The organism is Enterobacter adelaidei, assembly GCF_041937165.1.
Taxonomy (GTDB): Bacteria; Pseudomonadota; Gammaproteobacteria; order Enterobacterales; family Enterobacteriaceae; genus Enterobacter; species Enterobacter adelaidei.
On sequence record NZ_CP154353.1, the window covers coordinates 1,169,710 to 1,191,500 of the forward strand.

A 21,791-nucleotide genomic window follows, 5' to 3' on the forward strand; every position below is an offset into this window, starting at 1 on the left:
TCATGATCATCCCCTTTATCCGATGGCCCGAGGAATTTGCCCGGCGCTACCGAGAAAAAGGCTACTGGCAGGATCTGCCCCTGACCCACATCCTGACGGATCGTGCGGATAGCGACGCGGTGGCGATTATCGACGGCGATCGTCGCATTACCTACCGCGCGTTTAATCAGGCGGTGAACAATCTGGCGTCGGCTTTACAGGCGCAGGGACTGCATCGCGGTGAAACGGCATTGGTTCAACTCGGTAACGTGGCCGAATTCTACATCACCTTTTTCGCGCTGCTGCAAATCGGCGTGGCTCCGGTTAACGCGCTCTTTAGCCATCAGCGCAGCGAGTTGAATGCCTATACCACGCAAATTAAACCCGCCGTACTGATCGCCGATCGCGACCATGCGCTTTTTACTGACGATGCGTTCCTCAATACCTTTACTGATGAACACCGCTCGGTGCGGGTCGTGCTGCTGCGTGGCGATAAAGGGGAACATGCGCTGGAAACGGCGATTGCGCGTCCGGCTGGCAACTTCATCCCGAACCCGACGCCCGCCGACGAAGTTGCCTTCTTCCAGCTCTCCGGCGGCAGCACCGGCACGCCGAAGCTAATCCCGCGTACGCACAACGATTACGACTACAGCATCCGTCGTAGCAACGAGATCTGCGGCATTACCGCTGAAACCCGTTACCTGAACGCGCTGCCTGCGGCGCATAACTACGCCATGAGCTCGCCGGGATCGCTTGGCGTCTTCACGGCGGGTGGTTGTGTGGTGCTGGCGAACGATCCGAGCGCCACGCTGTGCTTCCCGTTGATTGAACAGCATCAGATTACTGTCACCTCGCTGGTGCCACCGGCGGTCAGTCTCTGGCTACAGGCGATTGCCGAAGGAACCGGAAACACTCAACTGAAATCACTCACGCTGTTGCAGGTGGGGGGCGCACGGTTATCCGCTACGCTCGCCGCGCGTATTCCGGCTGAAATCGGTTGTCAGCTTCAGCAGGTGTTCGGCATGGCTGAAGGGCTGGTGAACTACACCGCCCTCGACGATTCCCCGGAACGCATCATCAACACGCAGGGACGTCCGATGTGTCCGGACGACGAAGTGTGGGTGGCTGATGAGCACGGTCATCCGCTGCCGCGCGGCGAAGTTGGCCGTCTGATGACGCGCGGGCCCTATACCTTCCGCGGCTATTTCAACAGCCCGGAACACAACGCCAGTGCCTTCGACGCCGACGGCTTTTACTGCTCCGGCGATCTGATCGCCATTGACGAACAGGGCTACATCACCGTGCAGGGGCGTGAGAAAGATCAGATCAACCGCGGCGGGGAGAAGATCGCCGCCGAAGAGATCGAAAACCTGCTGCTGCGCCACGAGGAGGTGATCCACGCTGCGCTGGTAAGCATGGAAGACAGCCTGCTTGGCGAAAAGAGCTGTGCGTATCTGGTGGTGAAACAGCCGCTGCGCGCGGTCGAAGTGCGCCGATTCCTGCGTGAGCAGGGCGTCGCCGAATTCAAACTGCCGGACCGCGTGGAGAGCGTTGATGCGCTCCCGCTAACGCCTGTCGGTAAAGTCGATAAGAAACAGTTGCGCCTGTGGCTTGCTGAACGCGCCCGGGGCTAAGGAACAGAGTATGGCTATCCCAAAATTAACCGCCTATGCGCTACCAACCGCCGCAGAGCTGCCGACCAGTAAAGTGAACTGGGCGTTTGAGCCAGATCGTGCCGCGCTGTTGATCCACGATATGCAGGAGTACTTCCTGAACTTCTGGGGCGAAAACAGCACGATGATGCAGCAGGTGGTAGCGAATATCGCGAAACTTCGCGCGTACTGCAAAGAACATAACATCCCGGTGTATTACACCGCGCAGCCAAAAGAGCAGAGCGATGAAGACCGCGCCCTGTTGAACGACATGTGGGGACCGGGTCTGACCCGTTCGCCTGAGCAGCAGCGTATTGTGGCGGAGCTGGCGCCGGACGAAGCCGACACAGTGCTGGTGAAATGGCGTTACAGCGCGTTCCACCGCTCGCCGCTGGAGCAGATGCTGAAAGAAACGGGCCGCAACCAGCTGCTGATTACCGGCGTGTACGCCCATATCGGCTGCATGACCACCGCTACCGATGCCTTTATGCGCGACATCAAGCCGTTTTTTATTGCCGACGCGCTGGCGGATTTCACCCGCGACGAGCACCTGATGTCGCTCAACTATGTGGCGGGCCGCTCCGGGCGCGTGGTGATGACCGACGAATTACTGCCGTCGCTCCCGGTATCGAAAGCCGCGCTGCGTGACGTTATTCTGCCGCTGCTGGACGAATCCGATGAACCGATGGATGACGAAAACCTGATCGACTATGGCCTGGATTCAGTGCGCATGATGGCGCTGGCTGCCCGCTGGCGTAAAGTGCACGGCGACATTGACTTCGTGATGCTGGCAAAAAATCCAACCATCGATGCCTGGTGGGCGCTACTTTCCCGTGAGGTGAAGTAATGGCGGGGGTCGATTTTAGCGGTAAAAGCGTATGGGTGACGGGCGCAGGTAAGGGTATTGGTTATGCAACGGCACTGGCGTTTGTGGATGCCGGGGCTAAGGTCACGGGTTTCGACCTGGCCTTTCCACAGGACGACTATCCGTTCGCCACTGAAAAGCTGGATGTGGCGGACGCCGAACAGGTGGCTGATGTTTGCGGACGCATGTTTGCAACCCTCGACCGCCTTGACGTGTTGGTGAATGCCGCCGGTATTCTGCGCATGGGGGCAACGGATCGGCTCTCACAGGAGGAGTGGCAGCAGACCTTTGCGGTTAACGTCGGCGGGGCGTTTAACCTGTTTCAGCAGACGATGGGACAGTTCCGTCGCCAGCAGGGCGGGGCAATTGTCACCGTTGCCTCTGATGCGGCGCACACGCCGCGCATCGGGATGAGTGCCTATGGTGCCTCGAAAGCCGCACTGAAAAGCCTGGCTCTGACCGTCGGGCTGGAACTGGCGGGCAGCGGCGTGCGCTGCAACCTGGTGTCGCCGGGCTCAACGGATACCGATATGCAGCGCACGCTGTGGAAAAGCGACGATGCAGAGCAACAGCGCATTCGCGGCTTCGGCGAGCAATTTAAGCTTGGCATCCCGCTGGGTAAAATCGCCCGTCCGCAGGAGATTGCCAACACCATTCTGTTCCTGGCATCTGACTACGCTAGCCATATTACCTTGCAGGATATTGTGGTGGACGGCGGTTCCACGCTGGGGGCGTAATGATCTGGAAACGTCATTTATCGCTTGAGGCACTGAATGCCACCAGTCTGAACACCCTGGTGGCGCATCTGGGGATCGTTTATACCCGCCTCGGTGACGACACGCTGGAAGCCGAAATGCCGGTGGATGTGCGCACGCATCAGCCATTTGGCCTGCTGCACGGCGGTGCCTCAGCGGCGCTGGCCGAAACGCTGGGCTCAATGGCCGGTTTTCTGATGACCCGCGACGGGCAGAACGTGGTGGGAACCGAGTTGAATGCAACACATCACCGCGCGGTGTCTCAGGGTAAGGTGCGTGGCGTGTGTCAGCCGCTGCATCTGGGGCGCTCCAGCCAGAGCTGGGAGATTGTAGTGTTCGACGAGCAGGGACGGTGCTGCTGTACCTGCCGGTTGAGTACGATGGTATTGGGCTAAGCCATTCAACTGATAGTGATCGGCTTAACACTGTGATGTAAATGTCTGGTTTGACCACACATTATTGCGTTTCAAAGTTGTTAAATTTTTGCCGTTGTTCTAGAAACAAAATGTAACATCTCACTGTTTCACAACAACGGACAACAACTATGAACAACTCAGGGAAATACCTTATATGGGCAGGGCTCTCCGTTGTGGGAGCTTTTGCCCTGGGCTATATCGCCCTCAATCGGGGGGAACAGATCAATGCGCTCTGGATAGTCGTCGCCTCCGTCTGCATTTATCTGATCGCGTATCGTTTTTATGGCCGCTATATCGCTAAGAACGTCTTAGGCGTTGACGCTACGCGCATGACGCCTGCCGTCCGCCATAACGACGGGCTGGACTATGTGCCGACCGACAAAAAAGTGCTGTTCGGACACCATTTTGCGGCGATTGCCGGAGCAGGCCCGCTGGTGGGACCGGTGCTGGCGGCACAGATGGGCTATCTGCCGGGGATGATCTGGATCCTCGCAGGTGTGGTGCTGGCAGGGGCGGTGCAGGACTTTATGGTGCTGTTCGTCTCCACTCGTCGCGACGGGCGTTCACTGGGTGAACTGGTGAAAGAGGAGATGGGTGCAACCGCTGGGGTGATCGCGCTGGTGGCGACCTTTATGATCATGGTGATCATTCTGGCGGTGCTGGCGATGATCGTGGTGAAAGCGTTAACCCACAGCCCGTGGGGGACGTACACCGTCGCCTTCACCATTCCACTGGCCATTTTCATGGGGATCTACATTCGTTACCTGCGTCCGGGACGTATTGGTGAAGTGTCGGTGATTGGTCTGGTGCTGCTGGTGTTCGCCATTATTTCCGGCGGCTGGGTGGCGGAAAGCTCAACCTGGGCACCGTTCTTTGATTTTACCGGCGTACAGCTCACCTGGATGCTGGTGGGTTACGGGTTTGTAGCGGCGGTGCTGCCGGTGTGGCTGCTGCTGGCCCCACGTGATTACCTCTCTACATTCCTGAAAATTGGCACCATCGTTGGGCTGGCGATCGGCATTCTGATTATGCGCCCGACCCTGACCATGCCTGCGCTGACCAAATTTATTGACGGTACTGGTCCGGTCTGGACCGGCAATCTGTTCCCGTTCCTGTTTATTACCATCGCCTGTGGTGCGGTGTCTGGCTTCCACGCCCTGATTGCCTCCGGGACCACGCCGAAAATGCTTGCCAATGAAAATCAGGCCTGCCTGATTGGGTACGGCGGGATGCTGATGGAATCCTTCGTGGCGATCATGGCGCTGGTATCTGCCTGTATTATCGATCCGGGCGTGTACTTTGCGATGAACAGCCCAATGGCGGTACTGGCACCAGCCGGAACCGTTGACGTGGTCGCCTCTGCGGCTCAGGTGGTGAGCGGCTGGGGCTTTGCCATTACGCCGGATACACTGACCAGTATTGCCAATGAAGTCGGCGAACAGTCGATTATTTCGCGTGCGGGCGGTGCACCAACGCTGGCAGTGGGGATGGCCTACATTCTGCACGGCGCACTGGGCGGGTTGATGGACGTGTCGTTCTGGTATCATTTCGCCATTCTGTTTGAAGCGCTGTTTATTCTTACCGCAGTAGATGCCGGTACCCGTGCAGCACGCTTTATGTTGCAGGACCTGCTGGGCGTTATTTCCCCGAACCTGAAACGGACTGATTCGTTACCGGCCAACCTGCTGGCAACGGCGCTATGTGTTCTGGCGTGGGGCTATTTCCTGCATCAGGGCGTGGTAGATCCGCTGGGCGGGATTAATACCCTGTGGCCGCTGTTCGGTATTGCTAACCAGATGCTTGCCGGGATGGCGCTGATGCTCTGTGCGGTGGTGCTGTTCAAGATGAAGCGCCAGCGTTATGCCTGGGTGGCATTGCTGCCAACCGCGTGGCTGCTGATCTGTACGCTGACCGCGGGCTGGCAGAAAGCCTTTAGCCCGGATAACAAAGTCGGCTTCCTGGCCATTGCCAACAAGTTCCAGGCGATGATCGACAGCGGTAAGATCCCGGCTCAATATACTGAGTCTCAGCTGTCGCAACTGGTGTTTAACAACCGTCTGGATGCCGGGCTGACCATCTTCTTTATGGTGGTGGTCGTGGTGCTGGCGTTGTATTCTCTCAAAACCGCGCTGGCGGCGCTGAAAGAAGACAAGCCGACGGCGAAAGAGACGCCGTATGAGCCAATGCCTGAAAACCTGGAAGAGATTGTGACCCAGGCGAAAGGGGCGCATTAACCTGTGTGCCGGGTGGCGGTTTCGCCTTACCCGGCCCGCATTTCCTGTGAGATCTGAATTATGTTCGACACCCTTTCCAAAGCAGGTAAGTACCTGGGACAAGCCGCCAAAATGATGATTGGCGTGCCGGACTACGACAACTACGTCGAGCATATGCGCGTCACCCATCCCGACCAGACGCCGATGACCTACGAAGAATTTTTCCGCGATCGCCAGGATGCCCGCTACGGCGGGAAGGGCGGCGCGAAGTGCTGTTAACCCTCTTTCGGTAAATAGAGGCTGATTTGCTCCTGCTTGCAGCCATAAATTGCCGCGAGTTTTTCGCGAGTGCGTTTTTGCGGACGGGAGTCCAGGGCTTCCAGCTGTGACACGGCAGACTGGCTGATACCGAGTTTCTCTGCCACTTCCTGCTGGGATAACCCGCGCAGGATGCGCCACGCGGCCTGCAGGCTGACGTTCTGCCAGGTCATGATGCTGCACACTTCTCCGGGCAATTCCACGTCATCCAGACTATCGTGTTCGACCTCAATATCCTCTAGATCGTCATCGGTTTCGTCGTCAATTTCTGACATCTGTAAGAGCATACGAAAATATTCGTGATAGGGAATAACGGCGTACTGCGTTTTCCCGTTATCGTCCTTGATTAGCTGTACAGCCATAGGTGGCACTCTCCTCATGCAGGTAAGTCGTTGAAGTTCTGCGCTTGACGGCCAAAACATAACAATGGTTATCGGGATCGTCCCGAAGCGTATAGATGATGCGGTAATCGCCAACACGTAGCCGGAAATGATCTTCTGTCGCCGATATTTTTTTGATATCGAGCCGGGGAGTTGAGCGGTCATCCAGCTCAGTAAGCTTTACCTCAATGCGTCGCTGATACCGCTCGTCAATCTTTGAAAACGCCTTCTTTGCACCATTGGACCAGACAATCTTCATCTGTACCTCCACTGTACGCCCACACAAAATATAAGGAAATAATAAGACTATTAGATAAATTCCGAATTTCTTATGGGGTACTGTAGAGCGGAGAAATAACGGGAGAAAGCGGCAAAACGCGAATCGTCGAAGCTGCTCGAAAAGGCCTCTGCCGGACGACAGAGGCTTGCATCATGTGTGCGATCAGGCGTTCAAACCGCCGTCAACATCCAGCCCTGTGCCGGAGATCTGTCCGGCTGCCGGGCTTGCCAGGAAGGTTACGGCGGCGGCAATGTCCTCAGGTTGACCGTAATGACCAATGGCAATCATCTGGCGCTGGGCTTCAGCCTGTTCACCGTCCTCGGGGTTCATATCGCTGTTTGTCGGGCCTGGATGGACAAGATTAACGGTAATCCCCCGTGGTCCCAGATCGCGGGCCAGTCCTCGGGTGAAAGAGTTGAGGGCGGATTTGGTCATGGCGTAAACGGCGATACCGGGCATTGCCACGCGGTTAGCGAGACAGCTACCGATATTGATAATGCGCCCGCCGTCAGACATATGCACCAGCGCTTCCTGAGTCGTGAGCACCACGCCACGAATATTGACGTTAATCATCGCGTCAATATCCGCAATCGTCAGGGCTTCCAGCGGGCCACCGCGCGCAATCCCGGCGTTGTTCACAAGGATATCCAGGCCTCCGAGGGTACGCGCCGCGTGAGTCACGGCCTCCTGAATGGCCTCGGCGCTGGCGCTGTCGGCCTGAACCGCCTCACAGCGCCGCCCAAGCGCTTGTATCTCACTGGCGACGGCATGGGCTTTATCATAGGATTTTTCATACGTAATAACTACATCGGCACCGGCGCGTGCCAGTGACAGCGCAATCGCACGACCCAATCCACGGCTGGCGCCGGTAACCAGCGCCCTCTTACCTGTTAAATCGATCTGCATGATGACCTCGTTGCGAAAGTGGTGAGAATCATCATTAGGTATAGACGGTTCGGGAGATTAACGGCTGAAGGATTCCACCTTCTCAAACGCAGTGCGCAGAACTTCAGGCGTGAGCGTAACCGGCAAATAGTGAATCGACTCCACCGGACGCAGGGTATGGGCAATTACCTTGTCCAGCTCTTCACGGTTGTGGATATCCACTTCCAGCTCACGCAGCGTGGTTGGCAGATTAAAGCGCTGATACGCCGCCACCAGTTGCGCCAGCACATCGTCCTGATCGAGAAGGGCACTTTGCACCAGAATGCCGTACGCCACTTTGGTGCCATGCAGATATTTTTCGGTTTGCGGTAACACGGTTAACCCGTTATGTACGGCATGCGCAGCCGCTACACGGGTATAGCGTTCGCCCAGACCGCCGACCATCCCACCACCGGCGATAATCGCGTCCACCACGTCCCGGAACGCCTGCGTCTGTTTACCGTGCTGCTGGTCAGCCAGCGCCTCTTCGCTGCGTTCCAGCAGTACGTCACGAATAGCCAGTGCGCCGTTGATCCCAAGACGCACGGTCAGCGGCAGGTTTTCAGGCTGTGGTGCCAGCACGACCGCTTCATACCATTTCGCCAGCGTATCGCCGATGCCCGCCAGCAGGTATTCCGCCGGAGCATTCAGGATGATTTTCGGCTCCACCAGCACCAGGAAATTGGCATCATCGAAGATTTCGAAATGCAGTGCCTGACCCGCATCGTTATACCAGACGGAAAGCGGCGTCCATGCGGCACAGGTGGCGGCGATGGTTGGAATGGCAACCACTGGCACACCCAGACGGCGCGCCACGGCTTTGGCGGTATCGAGCAGTGCTCCACCACCAACGCTAATCACTACGCTTCGATCATCGCCTGATTCATTCACCAGATGGGTAACATCCCGCTCGCTACAGTGGCCCTTAAACAACAGATGTTTTGCGCCCGCGGCGTTAAAACTCTCTGGCAGGAAAGGACGGGCTCCCTCAATGGCGCGTTCGCCGTAAATCCACACCGCGCGGGAAAGCTGCTCTGGGGTAAAGAAATCATTCAGATGCGCAAGGCTGCCGGGGTGTGAGAAGTAGTTCGCCGGGCCTGGAACGACGCGGATATCGTTATTGCTCATGGTGTTGTCCTTAATTTTAGGAAGCGCTAACCTGATGTTATGTCTGGACATCCAGATGGCTAATAATATTTTGCTTTATCTTATGCCTTTTCCGTCGTTGTCAGTCAACCGGAGCTGTGAAAAATTCAATAAATCAAAATATTAATGAAGGATTTAACGCGGATGGTTTCCAGTCGCCTTGAGATGCGCGGTATCAGCCTGGCCTTTTCTGGCTTTCAGGCGCTGTCGCGCGTGGATTTCACGCTGATCGGCGGAACCGTACACGCGCTGACCGGTGCTAATGGTGCAGGAAAATCGACGCTGATGGCGGTGTTGTGTGGGACGCACGACCACTATGAAGGCGAGATCTGCATAAACAACCAGCCGGTGACAATCCGCGAGCCGCTTGACGCCAAACGGCTGGGCATTCACCTGGTGCAGCAGGAAGTGGACGTGGCGCTGATCCCGGGCTTAAGCATTGCCGAGAACATCATGCTCGACCAGCTTGCGCAGCCGGGACACCGCTACAACTGGCGGGATATCCGCCAGCAGGCAAAACAGGCGCTGGCGCAGTTGGATGTGGTGCTGGATGTACGCCGCTCTATCGACAGCTGCACCCTTGCCGAAAAACAGCAAATTTTGCTGGCGCGTGCGCTGTCGCACCACTGCCGTTTTTTGATCCTCGACGAGCCAACCGCCCCGCTGGATACCCATGAAAGCGAGCGTCTGTTCACGGTGGTGAAACGCCTGCAGCAGCAGGGCATCGGCGTAGTGTTTATCTCCCATCGCATTCATGAACTGAAAGCTATCTGCGATACCTTAACGGTGCTGCGGGACGGCAAGCTGATTGAGTCTGGCCCGATGGCGGAGCTCAGCGGCGAAGCGATCGTCGAGAAAATGCTCGGTCACGTGCTGAGCGATATCTACCCGCCTGCACGGCCTCCACACAGTGAAGAAACGCTGCTGCGGGTTGAGGGGTTGCACGATGAAGCGCTGTTGAAAGATATCTCCCTGCACCTGCGTAAAGGCGAAATTCTCGGCATTGCCGGGCTGGCGGGCGCAGGCAAGACCGAACTCTGCAAGGCGCTGTTTGGCGCCAGCAAAAGCCGCGTGGCGCGCGGTGAGCTGAATCATGAATCCTGGCAGCCGCGAGACCCGGCAGATTCGGTACTGCGCGGTCTGGCGCTGGTGCCGGAAGAACGACGCAAAGAGGGCATCTTTATTGATGAGTCGGTAAGCATGAATCTGTCGGTGACGGCGGATAACTCTTTTTCGCGCTGGAGCCTGTTTGGCCATCGCCAGGCGTGGCGCTGGGCGGAAGAGGTAATTGCCCGCGTAGGTGTACGAGCGCGCGGGCCGGGGCAGATGTTGCGCCGCTTGTCCGGTGGGAACCAGCAGAAGGTCGCCATCGGCAAGTGGCTGCGCAATGACGCCAGCGTGCTGATATTTGACGAGCCGACCAAAGGCGTGGATGTGAAAGCCAAAACCGATCTGTTCCAGCTCATTGACGGCCTGGCCCGCGAGGGCAAAGGCGTCATTTATGCCTCCGGTGAATTTGCCGAGCTGGTGGGATTGTGTGACCGCATTTGCGTGCTGTGGGACGGACGCATCGTGGCGGAAATCGCCGGGGCCGAGGCCCGCGAAGAGACACTACTTTATTATTCAACCGGAGGAACGGCGTCGTGAGCAAGGCCCTTTCAGTGAACGCGGCGGCGTCTGGCCGTCAGCAGATTTTCGATTTTCTCTACAAGTGGGGCATGCTGTTGACCGTTGTCGCGCTGGTGGCCGTCTTTGGCCTGGCGTCGGACAGCTTCCTTGACCCGAACAACATCATCAACATTCTGCGCTCGATTGCCATCGTGACGGTGATTGCCATTGGCGTGTCAATTTCGCTGACCATCGGCGGGTTTGATCTCTCCGTTGGGTCAACTGCGTCGCTGGCGAACGCGCTGGTGATTTCGCTTTTCGTCTGGCACGGCTTCGGCACCACCGAGTCGATTCTGATCACCCTTGCGCTCTGTACGCTGGTGGGGCTGTTCAATGCCTTTCTGATCGTCATCCTGCGAATTCCTGACATGCTGGCTACGCTTGCCAGCCTGTTCGTGATTCAGGGAGTGGCGATGACCTACAGCTATGGTGGGTCGATCACTGAAAATATGGTGCTGCCGAGCGGCGACATGGCGGAAGGAACCATTCCGGCGTCGTTCAGCCTGCTGGGGCAGGTGCCAACCATCGTGATCATTATGCTGGTGGTGACCATTGTGGCCCAGCTTGGCCTTTCGCTGACCACCCACGGTCGCCGTATGTATGCCATCGGTGGCAACCCGGAAGCGGCGCGTCTCTCTGGAATTCGCACTACGCGCTACAAGGTGGCGGCCTACGTGATTGCCTCTTTGCTGGCCGGACTCGGCGGCATTTTGCTGGCATCACGCATTGGCTCGTCGCAGGTGAATGCGGGTGGGGGATATCTGATGGATGCGGTGGCGGCCGCGTGGATTGGCTTCTCGCTGGCAGGCTCCGGCAAACCGAACGCGCTCGGGACGCTGGTTGGGGCGGTGATCCTCGGCGTGCTATCGAACGGCCTGGTGATGCTGTCGGTGCCGTACTACGCCATGGACATTATAAAAGGGCTGGTGCTTGCCGTGGCGCTGGCGATTACCTACATACAAAAACGCTAACGATTTATAACAACACAACGGGATAACAGAATGAAAAAAATTGCACTCTCTTTGGTGGCATTAGGGTTATTGACTGCACTGCCAGGCTATGCGGCGACGCCGGCGCCGGTTCCGGCAACCATTGCGAACCACGAAGGCCCGATCCGCATTGCCGTGATCCGCAACCTCGGCTCAGACGACAACACTACCCAGTTTGTCGCCGGTGCCATTCAGGAAGGGAAAAAGCTCGGCTTTAAGGTCAGCACCTTTTTAAGTAACGGTGATGACGCCAAATTCCAGGATTTTGTGAACCAGGCGATTAGCCAGAAATATGACGGGATCATTCTTTCTCAGGGCCGCGATCCGTACGCCACTGCGCTGGTGAAGAAAGCGGTGGATGCCGGGATTAAGGTTTCGGTGTTTGATACCGCCGTTAATGGCGAGATCCCGGGCGTGACCGTCACCCAGCAGGATGATGCCTCCCTGACCAATCTCTCCTTCGGCCAGCTGGCGAAAGATTTCAACGGCAAGGCCAACATCGTCAAGCTGTGGGTTGCCGGCTTCCCGCCGATGGAGCGCCGCCAGGCCGCGTATAAAGAGTTGCAAAAGCAGTACCCGGATATCAAAGAGCTGGAGTCTATCGGCGCAGTGTCTTCTGACGTGCAGGGCGACACGGCCAATAAAGTGGGTGCGATTCTGGCGAAATACCCGAAAGGCAAAATCGACGCTATCTGGGGAACCTGGGATGCGTTCAGCCAGGGAGCGTATAAAGCTCTGAAAGAGAATGGCCGCACCGAAATCAAACTCTACAGCATCGACATTTCTAACCAGGATCTCCAGCTGATGCGTGAACCGGGCAGTCCGTGGAAAGTGAGCGTGGCAGTCGATCCGAAGCTGATTGGTGCCACCAACGTGCGTCTGGTGGCGAACAAGATTGCCGGGGAAGCGACGCCAGCAACCTACGACTTCAAAGCTGCGGCGATCCCGCAGGCGCTGTTGACCGCCCAACCGGGCGCGGTGAACGTGGCGTCTCTGGGTAAAATTATTCCGGGCTGGGGCCAGACCGAAGATTTTATCGCGCCGTGGTTTGCGACGCTGGAAGCGAAACATAAATGAGTGCGCTGCCCGCGCCTGAATACAGCCGCAATATGCGGCTGATTGGCCATAGCGACCAGGGCGGTCGCCCGGACGGCGTGCAGCTGATGGTGCATCGCGGTTTTGCCTATATTGGCCATATGGTGTCTCAAGGGTTTTCGATTGTGGACGTGCGCGACCCGAAAAATCCGAAAGCCGCAGGCTACGTGCCTGCGCCGCCGGGCACCTGGAATGTTCATTTGCAGGCACACGACGACCTGCTGCTGGTGATTAACGCCCGCGATCTGTTTGCCGATGCTCGCTTTGCCGACGAGAAGGTCTACTACACCCGTCAGGTGGGGGAGACCGTCAGCGATGTTCGGGATAAAGGCTGGAGCGCCGGGCTGCGGGTATTTGATATTTCCATACCGGACAAGCCGCGCGAAATCGGTTTTCTGTCACTGAACGGTATCGGCATTCACCGCATCTGGTACGTCGGCGGGCGCTGGGCTTACGTCTCGGCGCTGATCGACGGTTTTACCGATTACATCTTCCTGACCATCGATCTGTCCGACCCGCGCAAGCCCGAGGTGGCGGGGCGCTGGTGGCTGCCGGGGATGAACCAGGCCGAAGGCGAGCAGCCGGAGTGGCCGGAAGGCAAACGCTACGCGCTGCACCACGCGATTATCGCCGGGGACACGGCCTACGGCAGCTGGCGTGATGGTGGGCTGACGTTGCTGGATGTGAAAGACCGAACCCAGCCGAAGCTGATTAGCCACCGTAACTGGAGCCCACCGTTTGGTGGCGGCACCCACACTGCGCTGCCGTTGCCGGACCGCGATCTGCTGGTGGTGCTCGACGAAGCGGTGTTGGATAACCAGGAAGACGGTGAGAAGCTGATCTGGCTGTTTGATATTCGCGAGCCAGCGAACCCAGTGAGTATTTCGACCTTCCCGCAGCCGGATGAGATTGATTACGTGGCGAAAGGGGCGCATTTCGGCCCGCATAACCTGCACGAGAACCGGCCGGGGAGCTTTGTCAGTTCAACGCTGATTTTTGCCACGTACCAGAATGCGGGTGTGCGCGCGTATGATATTTCCAATCCGTACCGTCCGGTGGAAACCGGGGCTCTGGTGCCAGCGGCACCGGAGAGGATGATGGATACGCGGCCGAATCGCCCGCAGGTGATCCAGTCCTGCGATGTGTTTGTGGACGCGCAGGGAATTATCTACAGCACGGATTACAACGGCGGGTTGTCGGTGATTGAGTATCTGGGGTAGGTTTTGCCCCTCTCCCACGGGGAGAGGGAGTAACTTAGCTGTACTGACGCACCCTTGCCACCAGCTCTTCCGCGTTGTCGATGCGCTCGGCAAGCACAATCAACGCTCTGCCGAGCGTAATGGCGTGGCGCAGGCATTCGTGGCGCATGGCATCGTCCTGAATAGTGTCGATATCCGCCACGTGGGAAAGCCCAACGCTGCGGCGAATCAGCTCGGTGCCGCAGAACCCGATGGCGTCATGCCAGACCTTTTTCAGGAACGCGGAGGCGTAGCCCGGTGTGCTGAGCGCGGTGTCGCGAGCTTTCTCGTTTACCAGCGCCTGGAAGCGTTCAGCGAAGGTCGTCCACAGCTCCTGAATATCCGTCAGACGCTGCTCCCGGGCGGCAGCGGCATCGCGAATACCCAGATGCCCAGGCAGGCCGCAGAAGTTCAGCAGCAGGTTGCCGATGGCGGTGCCGACATCAAAGCCAATCGGACCGAAGTAACCGAACTCGGCGTCGATGGCCTTCAGGCTACCGTCTGCCACGAAAATCGAGCCGCTGTGAATATCCCCGTGAAGCAGCGCTTCAGCGTGGGAGAAGAAACGGTGCTTGAGTGAGGCCACCGCGATTTTTAGCTGAGCATCTTCACGCAGAGCAGCAACGTCGTTTTCCAGCTCGGCAGGGTAGTTGTTGCGCTCGTGGATCTGGTACGGATCGTTGAAGAACAGATCTTCAGTGATTTCGCACATCTCCGGGTTAATGAACTTTGCCACCTGTGCTTTTTTATCGTGCGGGTGCAGATAGAAATCGCTGGTGTGGAACAGCGTGTGCGCGAGATATTCCCCCAGTTGGCGCGCGGCCTGCGGGTAGTAGCGGTTATTAATCAACTCGCCGCGCCAGATGTTATGGCTGGAGAGATCTTCCATCACCATCACCGCCAGTGCCGGGTCGAAGTGGTGGATTTTCACGGTGTGCAGCGGGCTATGCTGGTAATGCTCGACGAGGGTTTGCGCTTCAAGACGGGCGCGATCCAGCGTCAGTGGCCAGGATTCGCCGACGCAGCGCACGTAAGGTAGTGCCTGCTTGACGATAATGCGGCTTACGCCTGCGGTATCAAAAATTTTGAACACAAGATTGAGGTTACCGTCGCCCACTTCCTGCGCTTCCACCAGTGAGGAGGGATCGTCAAGGCCGCCAAACTGCTTTGCATACTCCACGGCGTCCTGGGCGGTAAAGGTACGGTATTGCGACATTGCTGCTCCTCACGGGTTTGCTAATAAAGACATGTAGACGTCTATACTTCTGGATTTCATCCTGACACAATGTGCTACATCAACGCAACAGAGAATTAACGACATGCAGACATTACAGACGACCAGCCTGCGGGTGGCGGAAAATCAGCTATTTATTCTCGATCAGCAGGCGCTTCCGCAGGAGAAACGCTGGCTGGACGCCTCTACGGTAGAGTTGCTGGTGGGGCATATTCACGCCCTGCGGGTGCGCGGCGCGCCGCTGATTGGTCTCTCTGCAAGCCTGCTGCTGGCGCTGCTGGCTGAAAACGGCAAAAGTCGAGACGAACTTGCACTGGCACTGGAGACACTGCGCGCCTCCCGCCCCACGGCGGTGAATCTGATGAACAACCTCGACCGCATGAAGCTGGCGCTATGGCAGGAAGATTTTGTTTCGGCGCTGGTGGCGGAAGCGCTGCGTCTGATCGACGAAGATAAACAGCTTTGCGAGGCCATTGCGAAAGCCGGTAGTGCGTTGGTTAAACCCGGCAGCCGCCTGCTGACCCACTGCAACACCGGCGGGCTGGCAACGGCAGGCGTTGGTACGGCGCTTGGGGTGATTGCCCGCGCCCATCAGGAAGGCAAGATCAGCAACGTCTGGGTGGATGAAACGCGTCCTCTGTTGCAAGGCGGAAGGTTGACCGCATGGGAGCTGGGCGAGCTGGGGGTACCGTATCAGCTGATTACCGATTCCATGGCCGCGAGTCTGATGGCAAAAGGGCTGGTAGACGCCGTATGGGTAGGTGCAGACCGCATTGCCGCTAACGGTGACGTGGCGAACAAAATCGGCACTTACTCGCTGGCGGTGCTGGCGAAATTCCACGGCATTCCGTTCTACGTGGCCGCTCCGCAAACCACGCTCGACCCGGATTGCCCAAACGGCGAAGCTATCCCAATAGAACAGCGAGCCGCCAGCGAAGTGACGGGTGTCGCGGGAAGTTTTGGCGCGGTGCAGTGGGCACCGGAAAACGCACGGGTTTATAACCCGGCGTTTGACGTTACGCCTGCATCGCTTATTAGTGGATGGGTGCTGGATACCGGCGTAGTGATGCCAGAAGACGTGGCAAAGGGGAAATTTGCCTGAGCCTGGCTATCCTTTAAGGGTTTCCCTTTAGAGGACAGAATCGTGAAGCTTGATCCTAACACTGACCTAAAACTGGAACGCGTGGTGGATGCACCACGCGACCTGCTGTGGCTCTGCTGGACCACACCGGAACACATCAAAAATTTCTTTATCCCTGTCCCTCATAAAGTGACCGAATGCGATCTCGACCTGCGCGTGGGCGGACGGTTCAACACGGTCTTTGAGGTGGATGGACAACGTATGGACAACAAGGGCGTTTTTCTGGAGATCGACCCGGGCAGGAAACTGGTCTTCACCGATGGCTACACTGAGGACTGGAAACCGGCTGAAAAACCCTTTATGACCGCAATTCTGCTGCTGGAAGATGCGGGAGAGGGCAAAACCCGTTACACCGCGATTGCCCGCCATCCCACGGAGGAAATCCGTGAACAGCATGAGCAGATGGGCTTCCACGAAGGGTGGGGGATTGTGCTGGATCAGCTGGTGGCGTATGTGAAGGGGCTCAACACATAGTGCGCGCTGATGCCCTCACCCCGGCCCTCTCCCACAGGGAGAGGGAGTAAACTGCTGCGTCATGCGAGTTTCGGATACGCATCCGCAATGGCATCCCCGGTAAACTGCGCAATCCATCCCTCCGGGTTATCGAAAATACGGATCGCAGTAAAGTTCGGCTCTGAACCCATATCAAACCAGTGGGGCGTGCCTGCTGGCACGGAAATCAGGTCGTTTTTCTCGCACAGCACCTGATACACCTCATCGCCAATGTGCAGGCAGAACAATCCCGCGCCTTCCACGAAGAAACGCACTTCATCTTCGCCGTGGGTGTGTTCATTCAGGAACTTCGCGCGCAGCGCCTCTTTCTGCGGGTTGTCGGCGCGCAGGCTGATCACGTCCCAGCTCTGATAGCCTTTCTCCGCCACCAGCTTGTCGATGGCATGCTGATACGCCTCGATCACGGCTTCCGGCGCAGGGTCGCGGCCTAAATCACGATCCGCAGCCCAGCGTTCAAACCGCACGCCTTTGGCGTTGAGCTGTTGGGCGATCTCGTCTGCGTTGGTGCTGTGCCACTGGTGTTGGCTGGCGTCTTTATCGGAATAAATGGTCAATGCGCTCATGAAGGGATCTGCTCCGGATTAATCTCGTCGAACTGGTGTACCTGATGGTGATGGCTTGCGCCGTCATCATCACCACGAATCAGTTGCAGGGTGCGAAAGCCTGCCTGTTCAGCGGCGTCCAGCTCCTGATGAATATCCGACAGGAACAGGATCTGCGACGGGGCAATACCCGTTTGCGTCGCAATGTTCTGATAAGACTGCACGTCGCGCTTGGCACCAATGTGGGTATCAAAATAACCGCTGAACAGATGAGTAATATCACCTTCGTCGCTGTAGCCAAATAACAGTTTCTGCGCAGCAACGGAGCCAGAGGAATAAACATAGAGATCAATGCCTTGCGCTTTCCATTTTTCCAGCGCAGGCAGCACGTCCGGGTAGAGATGGCCGGTAAAGTCACCGTTCACATAGCCGTCGTGCCAGATGATGCCCTGCAGGGCCTTCAGCGCAGTGGATTTGCGATCTTCATCCATAAAGGCAAACAGGGCCTCGATAAGCTCGCTGGTACTGGCGCGAGGGCTGCTGATTTCATCACGCAGATTGTCCAGAATGGAGTTGACCGGCTCGGCGTACTGCTGGGCAGTCACGAAGGCCGCCAGCCGTTCACGCGCGTAGGGGAACAAAACATCGTGGACAAAACGGATATCGCTGGTGGTGCCTTCAATATCCGTCACAATTGCGCGAATCATACTCTCTCCAGTTGTCGTAAACGCATTTCGCATTCAAATAAGAATTCTAGCCCTTCCAGATGACGGCGGGCTTCTGCCACGTCACGTCCCCAGCAGGTTAAGCCATGGCCGCGCAGAAGAAAACCATAATTAAGCGGGCGTTCCTGAGCGTAATGGGCGATTCGTGAGGCGAGGGCGTCAATATCCTGGTCATTGTCAAACACCGGGATAGCGACGGTATCCAGATGCGAGGTCTGTCCGGTAAGGGATTTTTGCATCTCGAAACCACTGATTTTCAGCTCGGCTTCTTTGACCAGACGGGATAACACCGTGGCGTTGACGGTGTGGACATGCAGCACCGCGTTGGCCTCCGGGAACAGGCGGTAAATCAGCGTATGGAGGCCGGTTTCTGCTGAAGGCTTACGGCCCGACGGTGCGCGATTGGTGGCGATCTCCACATGCAAAAAATCTTCTGTGGTGAGGCTGCCTTTATCTTTGCCGGACTCACTGAGCCAGCAATGCTGCGCATCCTGACGCACCGACATATTACCGCCAGTAGCAGGCGCCCAGCCTTTGGCGCCAATCCAGCGGCAGGCATCGACCAGGTGTGTGAGTTGCAGGTTGTCTGTCATTTTCCTTTTGCCCTCCCGGACAGGAATATGGATATGGTTTAGACGTCTAAGCGTCTTGATTGCCAAAGACTAACATCGTGTTATAGTGGCAGCAACATAAGTATTACAAGCAGGCACACAACAATGAGCAACAACGCATTGATTCCGCAGAGTAAACTTCCCAATCTTGGCACCACCATCTTCACGCAGATGAGTGCGCTGGCGCAGCAACATAACGCCATTAATCTTTCGCAAGGCTTCCCGGATTTTGACGGCCCGGCTTTTCTGCAGGAACGTCTGGCGTACCATGTTGCACAGGGGGCGAATCAGTATGCGCCGATGACGGGCGTACAGGCGCTGCGGGACGCCATTGCGGACAAGACGGCCGAGTTATATGGCTATAAGCCCGATGCGGCCAGCGACATTACGGTAACCGCCGGGGCGACCGAAGCGCTGTATGCGGCTATTACTGCGCTGGTGCGTACGGGCGATGAGGTTATCTGCTTTGACCCGAGCTACGACAGCTATGCGCCTGCGGTTGAACTTTCCGGCGGCGTGGTGAAACGTGTTGCGCTCCAGCCACCGCATTTCCGCCCAGACTGGCAGGCATTTGAGGGGCTGCTGAGCGAAAAAACTCGCCTGGTGATTCTGAATACACCGCATAACCCGTCTGCGACGGTGTGGCAGAAAGCTGATTTCGCGGCGCTGTGGCAGGCCATCGGCGACCGTGAAATTTACGTGCTAAGCGATGAAGTTTACGAGCACATCTGCTTTGCCGAAGAAGGACACGCCAGCGTGCTGGCCCATCCGCAGCTTCGCGAGCGGGCGATCGCTGTCTCGTCGTTCGGTAAAACTTACCATATGACCGGCTGGAAAGTGGGCTACTGCGTGGCACCGGCAGCCATCAGTGCTGAATTGCGTAAAGTGCACCAGTACCTGACGTTTGCGGTGAACACGCCAGCTCAACTGGCACTGGCGGATATGCTGCGAGCAGAACCAGAGCATTATCGCGATCTGCCCGATTTCTATCGTGAACGTCGGGATCTGTTTGTGAATGCGCTGAGTAAAAGCCGTCTGGAAATTTTACCGTCTGAAGGTACGTACTTCCTGCTGGCAGATTACAGTGCTATTTCGGATCTGGATGATGTGAGTTTCTGCCAGTGGTTGACAAAAGAAGTGGGTGTGGCAGCCATTCCTCTGTCGGTTTTCTGCGCCGATCCCTTCCCGCATAAACTTATCCGCCTTTGCTTCGCAAAGCAGGAATCGACGCTACTGGCGGCTGCAGAGCGCCTGAACACACTCTGATTATTTTACCGTCCAGGCTTCTGAGTAACGACGGTCTGCAAACAGTTCCAGCAGACCGTTGATTTGCTTGAGACGCAGGACCTCGTCGCTGTCCATACCGAGCTCTTTGCTAATTTTCTCATCATTCCAGCCAAGCTGTGCCAGTTCACGGACGATGTCTGACATGGCATTGATCTGGTGTCGACCACGCGCCCGGTTGTGGCGAATGGTTGCGGCCATACGGTTATTTTTATCCTGTCGGTCCTGGCGCAGGCAGGTGACGGGTAGGTATCCCTTGAGCTGATGCTTTAGTGCCGCCCGATGGGTGCCGATTTCATGGCGATGAAAGCCATCCACGATTTCGTAGTGCTGCGGTTCACTTTCTGTTACCACGATAGGTTGGGTGAATCCATCAAGTTCCAGCGATTGACTGAGCAGCCGCTTTTCAGGAGGTGCAACATTATTGGGGTTGTAATCGTTGGCGGTAATCGCGTCCTGCCGAATCCAGAGGACACAGTCTATAGGTTGCTCGCGAAAAGGGCTGTTTCGATGTATTGCTTCACGAAATGCATTTATGGCATTAATTCGCTCCTCTTCGGGAAGTGACTGAAGATACGTTTCCATCTCGGTAATTATTCTTTGTCGCATAAAATGCCCCACTCCTTGCGTTTAGCCTTCATTCTGTCGCTGTAGCGTTGATAATATTTGGGTTTATTAGGGCTGAATGACAGCGCCCTGCACCAGTAGTCGTTATTGAGTAAAACCTTGCAAATACGCCGCCATGAAGGGATGTCTCTGGAGCCGATATCACCGTCCTGCGTATCGGGAATATCGGCCATGCCTCTCTTCTGATACCAGTGCAGGTAAATGGCGATTTTATTGCGGTAATGTTCTGCTGTATTTTGCGGCATGCTGTCGAGCAGCAGCATGGCATATTCGCGCCAGCAAAGGTGTTCGGGTTTGAGGATTTTCCTGTGACCATAGAAATGGTTATCGTGACCCGCATAGATCCCTCCGCTGCGCACCCCGCTCACGCGTTCACACATGGCCGCCCAGCGTTCAGGCTCAACAACGTGATAGAGCCACAATCCCTGGCGTTGCTCCGGGCCGAAGGGTTCACAGATGCGCATATAGCGCGGCGGCACACCAGCCTGGAACATCAGGTCATAGAGCGGGTTATAACAGCATCCCGATTTGGCAAACCAGGTCCAGATATCAGCAGTTTTCCAGTCGTAGAGCGGGTAGATATACCAGGCGTGTCCACCAGGCGCGACGGTCGTCCAGGGTTTATCGTCTGCAAACCGCTGCTTACGTGCCGAAGCGATAGCCAGAAAACGGTTGTAAGACTCATCGGCGCGAATACCAATCAGCACGGCGGCCGGGCGATTGCATGAGTACCAGTCGGAGAAACAGCGGACAAAGGTCTCAAACGTCATTCCTGGCTGGTAGAAAGGAAAATAGTTGGGATCGGTTATCGCATCTTCTGGTGGCTGGCGAACCCAACGGGTACCGGGTTCCCAGCATTGCCATTCCGGCTGGAATTGTGACAGCGAATTTTGCGTTGTCAGGGGAAGCGCCACCCACCAGAAATGGTCAATAACATCGCTGTACAGTTCGCGCATATGTTCAACATGGGTGATGGTATGGGAAAATTGTGCTTCCCAGTCGATAAAGAGCACATCTATTTTGGTTTTCATCAGACGTGCCTGCCGGGCAACAAGATGAAGCATGACGGTGGAGTCTTTACCCCCCGAAAAAGAGACGCAGGTCCTGGGTAAATGCTCGAGAGTCCATTTTATTCGCTCCCGTGCGGCAGTGAGAACATCCTGATTCAGAGGGGACTTATAAATTGACATGGTTAT

The 21,791-nt window shown here is 56.7% G+C and carries 23 protein-coding genes; 13 read left to right on the forward strand and 10 right to left on the reverse strand.

Annotated elements, in window-relative coordinates:
- Positions 1 to 5 precede the first annotated feature (5 nt).
- The 6 genes from entE (at position 6) to AAHF05_RS05665 (ending at position 6,159) form a co-directional block, all read left to right on the forward strand.
- Positions 6 to 1,613, forward strand: coding sequence for a (2,3-dihydroxybenzoyl)adenylate synthase EntE (gene entE, locus AAHF05_RS05640; protein WP_129323629.1), 1,608 nt, complete (start codon positions 6 to 8; stop codon positions 1,611 to 1,613).
- A 10-nt stretch (positions 1,614 to 1,623) separates the two neighbouring features.
- The gene (locus AAHF05_RS05645) at positions 1,624 to 2,478 is read left to right on the forward strand and encodes an isochorismatase (RefSeq protein ID WP_129323590.1); all 855 of its coding nucleotides are present in this window, start codon (positions 1,624 to 1,626) and stop codon (positions 2,476 to 2,478) included.
- Entirely contained in the window at positions 2,478 to 3,233 is a 756-nt protein-coding gene (gene entA, locus AAHF05_RS05650) for a 2,3-dihydro-2,3-dihydroxybenzoate dehydrogenase EntA (RefSeq protein ID WP_332613781.1), read from the forward strand. The genes AAHF05_RS05645 and entA overlap by 1 nt, the downstream gene beginning before the upstream one ends.
- Entirely contained in the window at positions 3,233 to 3,646 is a 414-nt protein-coding gene (gene entH / locus AAHF05_RS05655) for a proofreading thioesterase EntH (protein WP_129323588.1), read from the forward strand. The genes entA and entH overlap by 1 nt, the downstream gene beginning before the upstream one ends.
- Before the next feature lie 149 nt (positions 3,647 to 3,795).
- Complete coding sequence (gene cstA, locus AAHF05_RS05660) at positions 3,796 to 5,901, forward strand: pyruvate/proton symporter CstA (protein WP_129323587.1); 2,106 nt, start codon at positions 3,796 to 3,798, stop codon at positions 5,899 to 5,901.
- Positions 5,902 to 5,961: 60 nt separating this feature from the next.
- A complete protein-coding gene (locus tag AAHF05_RS05665; protein WP_006177086.1) occupies positions 5,962 to 6,159 on the forward strand; it encodes a YbdD/YjiX family protein in 198 nt (65 codons plus the stop codon).
- Here AAHF05_RS05665 and AAHF05_RS05670 read toward each other — a convergent pair.
- From AAHF05_RS05670 to AAHF05_RS05685, 4 genes are all read right to left on the reverse strand, one after another.
- Positions 6,156 to 6,560 carry a helix-turn-helix domain-containing protein gene (locus AAHF05_RS05670; protein ID WP_045909615.1) on the reverse strand — a complete coding sequence of 135 codons (405 nt, stop codon included), beginning with the start codon at positions 6,558 to 6,560 and terminating at the stop codon, positions 6,156 to 6,158. The two genes, AAHF05_RS05665 and AAHF05_RS05670, sit on opposite strands and share 4 nt — an antisense overlap.
- On the reverse strand, positions 6,532 to 6,837 hold the full coding sequence (locus tag AAHF05_RS05675) for a type II toxin-antitoxin system RelE/ParE family toxin (RefSeq protein WP_108090618.1): 306 nt from the start codon (positions 6,835 to 6,837) through the stop codon (positions 6,532 to 6,534). The genes AAHF05_RS05670 and AAHF05_RS05675 overlap by 29 nt, the downstream gene beginning before the upstream one ends.
- 183 nt (positions 6,838 to 7,020) lie before the next feature.
- Complete coding sequence (locus AAHF05_RS05680; RefSeq protein ID WP_049008033.1) at positions 7,021 to 7,764, reverse strand: SDR family NAD(P)-dependent oxidoreductase; 744 nt, start codon at positions 7,762 to 7,764, stop codon at positions 7,021 to 7,023.
- 57 nt (positions 7,765 to 7,821) lie between these two features.
- Positions 7,822 to 8,910 carry an oxidoreductase gene (locus AAHF05_RS05685; protein WP_129323586.1) on the reverse strand — a complete coding sequence of 363 codons (1,089 nt, stop codon included), beginning with the start codon at positions 8,908 to 8,910 and terminating at the stop codon, positions 7,822 to 7,824.
- Between the two features lie 162 nt (positions 8,911 to 9,072).
- On the opposite strand from AAHF05_RS05685, the gene AAHF05_RS05690 reads away from it, so the two are divergent.
- From AAHF05_RS05690 to AAHF05_RS05705, 4 genes are read left to right on the forward strand one after another with little or no spacing between them, the layout of a single operon-like run.
- Positions 9,073 to 10,575, forward strand: a complete 1,503-nt coding sequence (locus AAHF05_RS05690) for a sugar ABC transporter ATP-binding protein (protein ID WP_332613756.1) — start codon at positions 9,073 to 9,075, stop codon at positions 10,573 to 10,575.
- Entirely contained in the window at positions 10,572 to 11,567 is a 996-nt protein-coding gene (locus tag AAHF05_RS05695; RefSeq protein WP_028019502.1) for an ABC transporter permease, read from the forward strand. Before AAHF05_RS05690 ends, AAHF05_RS05695 begins: the two co-directional genes overlap by 4 nt.
- 30 nt (positions 11,568 to 11,597) lie before the next feature.
- A complete protein-coding gene (locus tag AAHF05_RS05700) occupies positions 11,598 to 12,662 on the forward strand; it encodes a sugar ABC transporter substrate-binding protein (protein ID WP_129323584.1) in 1,065 nt (354 codons plus the stop codon).
- Positions 12,659 to 13,900 carry an LVIVD repeat-containing protein gene (locus AAHF05_RS05705; RefSeq protein ID WP_129323583.1) on the forward strand — a complete coding sequence of 414 codons (1,242 nt, stop codon included), beginning with the start codon at positions 12,659 to 12,661 and terminating at the stop codon, positions 13,898 to 13,900. The genes AAHF05_RS05700 and AAHF05_RS05705 overlap by 4 nt, the downstream gene beginning before the upstream one ends.
- Before the next feature lie 34 nt (positions 13,901 to 13,934).
- Here AAHF05_RS05705 and mtnK read toward each other — a convergent pair whose 3' ends face one another.
- Entirely contained in the window at positions 13,935 to 15,134 is a 1,200-nt protein-coding gene (gene mtnK, locus AAHF05_RS05710) for an S-methyl-5-thioribose kinase (RefSeq protein WP_129323582.1), read from the reverse strand.
- A 103-nt stretch (positions 15,135 to 15,237) separates the two neighbouring features.
- Here mtnK and mtnA point away from each other — a divergent pair, with 103 nt between their 5' ends.
- Together mtnA and AAHF05_RS05720 are read left to right on the forward strand one after the other, a co-directional pair.
- Complete coding sequence (gene mtnA / locus AAHF05_RS05715) at positions 15,238 to 16,254, forward strand: S-methyl-5-thioribose-1-phosphate isomerase (RefSeq protein ID WP_028019498.1); 1,017 nt, start codon at positions 15,238 to 15,240, stop codon at positions 16,252 to 16,254.
- Between the two features lie 42 nt (positions 16,255 to 16,296).
- Complete coding sequence (locus AAHF05_RS05720; protein WP_129323581.1) at positions 16,297 to 16,767, forward strand: SRPBCC family protein; 471 nt, start codon at positions 16,297 to 16,299, stop codon at positions 16,765 to 16,767.
- A gap of 59 nt (positions 16,768 to 16,826) precedes the next feature.
- Here AAHF05_RS05720 and AAHF05_RS05725 read toward each other — a convergent pair whose 3' ends face one another.
- Genes AAHF05_RS05725 through AAHF05_RS05735 form a run of 3 tightly spaced genes read right to left on the reverse strand, consistent with a single transcriptional unit; the run spans position 16,827 to position 18,666 of the window.
- A complete protein-coding gene (locus tag AAHF05_RS05725; RefSeq protein ID WP_129323580.1) occupies positions 16,827 to 17,369 on the reverse strand; it encodes an acireductone dioxygenase in 543 nt (180 codons plus the stop codon).
- Complete coding sequence (gene mtnC, locus AAHF05_RS05730) at positions 17,366 to 18,055, reverse strand: acireductone synthase (protein ID WP_129323579.1); 690 nt, start codon at positions 18,053 to 18,055, stop codon at positions 17,366 to 17,368. Before mtnC ends, AAHF05_RS05725 begins: the two co-directional genes overlap by 4 nt.
- Entirely contained in the window at positions 18,052 to 18,666 is a 615-nt protein-coding gene (locus tag AAHF05_RS05735; protein WP_129323578.1) for a methylthioribulose 1-phosphate dehydratase, read from the reverse strand. Before AAHF05_RS05735 ends, mtnC begins: the two co-directional genes overlap by 4 nt.
- A gap of 123 nt (positions 18,667 to 18,789) precedes the next feature.
- Here AAHF05_RS05735 and AAHF05_RS05740 point away from each other — a divergent pair, with 123 nt between their 5' ends.
- Positions 18,790 to 19,950, forward strand: a complete 1,161-nt coding sequence (locus tag AAHF05_RS05740; protein ID WP_129323577.1) for a pyridoxal phosphate-dependent aminotransferase — start codon at positions 18,790 to 18,792, stop codon at positions 19,948 to 19,950.
- On the opposite strand, the gene AAHF05_RS05745 is transcribed toward AAHF05_RS05740, so the two are convergent.
- On the reverse strand, positions 19,951 to 20,577 hold the full coding sequence (locus AAHF05_RS05745) for a ParB/RepB/Spo0J family partition protein (RefSeq protein WP_028019492.1): 627 nt from the start codon (positions 20,575 to 20,577) through the stop codon (positions 19,951 to 19,953). It lies immediately after the preceding gene.
- The gene (locus AAHF05_RS05750) at positions 20,562 to 21,785 is read right to left on the reverse strand and encodes a phosphoadenosine phosphosulfate reductase (RefSeq protein ID WP_129323576.1); all 1,224 of its coding nucleotides are present in this window, start codon (positions 21,783 to 21,785) and stop codon (positions 20,562 to 20,564) included. The genes AAHF05_RS05745 and AAHF05_RS05750 overlap by 16 nt, the downstream gene beginning before the upstream one ends.
- Between the last annotated feature and the right edge of the window lie 6 nt (positions 21,786 to 21,791).

Bases quoted from the DNA above. Each gene is read 5' to 3' on its own strand.
- AAHF05_RS05645 (WP_129323590.1), top strand. From the start codon at position 1,624: ATGGCTATCCCAAAATTAACCGCCTATGCGCTACCAACCGCCGCAGAG.
- entA (WP_332613781.1), top strand. From the start codon at position 2,478: ATGGCGGGGGTCGATTTTAGCGGTAAAAGCGTATGGGTGACGGGCGCA.
- entH (WP_129323588.1), top strand. From the start codon at position 3,233: ATGATCTGGAAACGTCATTTATCGCTTGAGGCACTGAATGCCACCAGT.
- cstA (WP_129323587.1), top strand. From the start codon at position 3,796: ATGAACAACTCAGGGAAATACCTTATATGGGCAGGGCTCTCCGTTGTG.
- AAHF05_RS05665 (WP_006177086.1), top strand. From the start codon at position 5,962: ATGTTCGACACCCTTTCCAAAGCAGGTAAGTACCTGGGACAAGCCGCC.
- AAHF05_RS05670 (WP_045909615.1), bottom strand. From the start codon at position 6,560: ATGGCTGTACAGCTAATCAAGGACGATAACGGGAAAACGCAGTACGCC.
- AAHF05_RS05675 (WP_108090618.1), bottom strand. From the start codon at position 6,837: ATGAAGATTGTCTGGTCCAATGGTGCAAAGAAGGCGTTTTCAAAGATT.
- AAHF05_RS05680 (WP_049008033.1), bottom strand. From the start codon at position 7,764: ATGCAGATCGATTTAACAGGTAAGAGGGCGCTGGTTACCGGCGCCAGC.
- AAHF05_RS05685 (WP_129323586.1), bottom strand. From the start codon at position 8,910: ATGAGCAATAACGATATCCGCGTCGTTCCAGGCCCGGCGAACTACTTC.
- AAHF05_RS05690 (WP_332613756.1), top strand. From the start codon at position 9,073: ATGGTTTCCAGTCGCCTTGAGATGCGCGGTATCAGCCTGGCCTTTTCT.
- AAHF05_RS05700 (WP_129323584.1), top strand. From the start codon at position 11,598: ATGAAAAAAATTGCACTCTCTTTGGTGGCATTAGGGTTATTGACTGCA.
- AAHF05_RS05705 (WP_129323583.1), top strand. From the start codon at position 12,659: ATGAGTGCGCTGCCCGCGCCTGAATACAGCCGCAATATGCGGCTGATT.
- mtnK (WP_129323582.1), bottom strand. From the start codon at position 15,134: ATGTCGCAATACCGTACCTTTACCGCCCAGGACGCCGTGGAGTATGCA.
- mtnA (WP_028019498.1), top strand. From the start codon at position 15,238: ATGCAGACATTACAGACGACCAGCCTGCGGGTGGCGGAAAATCAGCTA.
- AAHF05_RS05725 (WP_129323580.1), bottom strand. From the start codon at position 17,369: ATGAGCGCATTGACCATTTATTCCGATAAAGACGCCAGCCAACACCAG.
- mtnC (WP_129323579.1), bottom strand. From the start codon at position 18,055: ATGATTCGCGCAATTGTGACGGATATTGAAGGCACCACCAGCGATATC.
- AAHF05_RS05735 (WP_129323578.1), bottom strand. From the start codon at position 18,666: ATGACAGACAACCTGCAACTCACACACCTGGTCGATGCCTGCCGCTGG.
- AAHF05_RS05740 (WP_129323577.1), top strand. From the start codon at position 18,790: ATGAGCAACAACGCATTGATTCCGCAGAGTAAACTTCCCAATCTTGGC.
- AAHF05_RS05745 (WP_028019492.1), bottom strand. From the start codon at position 20,577: ATGCGACAAAGAATAATTACCGAGATGGAAACGTATCTTCAGTCACTT.
- AAHF05_RS05750 (WP_129323576.1), bottom strand. From the start codon at position 21,785: ATGTCAATTTATAAGTCCCCTCTGAATCAGGATGTTCTCACTGCCGCA.